The following is a 1,172-nucleotide window of genomic DNA, read 5'->3' as shown; positions in this document are numbered from 1 at the left end:
TTTTCTAAAATGCCTCTTATAATTTGAAAGTGGCACCACTCCCGCGTAGCGGGTTTGTACAACGCCCAGCGCAGGCGCAGCCAGCGCGGAGCGTATTTTGTGTTAATGTTTGAGCGTCAGCGAGTAACACAAAAGGTGCGTAGCGTTGGCTGTCGCTCTGCCGCTGATTGTTATGCTCCGCTACAAGGTTCCGAAGGTCAGCCACTTGAAGCAAGCTTTACTGAGCATGGTATTTGCAGCCTCAGACAGCAGATTTTCATCTTCCTGAGTTAATACACTTTTCCATCGACCGTTCTTTCCCTTATGAAAAAAGGTATCTGGGCCATTTTTAAACAGGCGATAACCACCAGGAAATAATTTATTGAGATTTTTCTTTGTAGATACAAAGGAAGTGTAATTGGCCAGAGACTTAACTTCCTCATCAGAAATCTCGACTTCAATAAATTTGGCGACCCGCTTAATTTCTGATTCACTATCAAGCAATAAATTGTTGTAATGCACGTGTAACACATTATCTAAATCTTTTACATCAAACCATGATTGCACATGCCTCAAGTTTGACCAGAAAGGATACCCCTCGCTCTCCCATTCAAAATACCCTTTTGTTAGCCATGACTTCCAGAATTCATGGATGCTATCAGGGCATGGTGGTATAGGACGGACATCTGGCGGAAGGTCACTATTAACCAAGTCAACATCCATATTTTTGTAGTGATTCCAGAGAGACATAAAGACATCCCTAGGATCACGATCAACTACAATATATTTAATTCTTTTATCAAATTTAATTGCATCGAAGGGCAAATGGGTCTTAATGAACCTTCGTGAAGATTGCTCTTCAAGACGCGCAAGTGTCTCTTCTTCAGGTGCCGACCTAAAATCTATCCAGTGCCCCACCTCTCTCAATAACGGTGGATTTTTGATTCCATGCAAAAGTCCTAAAACAATCATTTGCATCCACGTAGTGCCAGATTTAAAAGGAGTGGCAATTACAATATCCCCACTTATCGGCTCGAATTTTTGCCATCTGTCACTATCTAAGAAGGGGTGTAAATACCTTCTTCTGGCTGACATATTTTTCTCCGTGCTTACTGAGCATAACGCCCGGCCTGTGTTTTATACACATCATTTAAGTCCATTTAAAGCTTCCACCGCCTCCATGTAATGAAGCA

1 protein-coding gene is annotated in these 1,172 nt (G+C 42.2%); it reads right to left on the bottom strand.

Annotated elements, in window-relative coordinates:
* Positions 1-180 precede the first annotated feature (180 nt).
* Positions 181-1,074 (bottom strand): sulfotransferase domain-containing protein, encoded by an 894-nt coding sequence (locus tag ACCI49_RS24720; protein WP_371841923.1) that lies wholly within the window; start codon positions 1,072-1,074, stop codon positions 181-183.
* Positions 1,075-1,172: the final 98 nt, after the last annotated feature.

This window comes from Microbulbifer epialgicus (assembly GCF_041447265.1).
Taxonomy (GTDB): Bacteria; Pseudomonadota; Gammaproteobacteria; order Pseudomonadales; family Cellvibrionaceae; genus Microbulbifer; species Microbulbifer epialgicus.
Note: the sequence above shows the minus strand (reverse complement) of the source record. Positions and strands in the feature narration are given on the sequence as shown.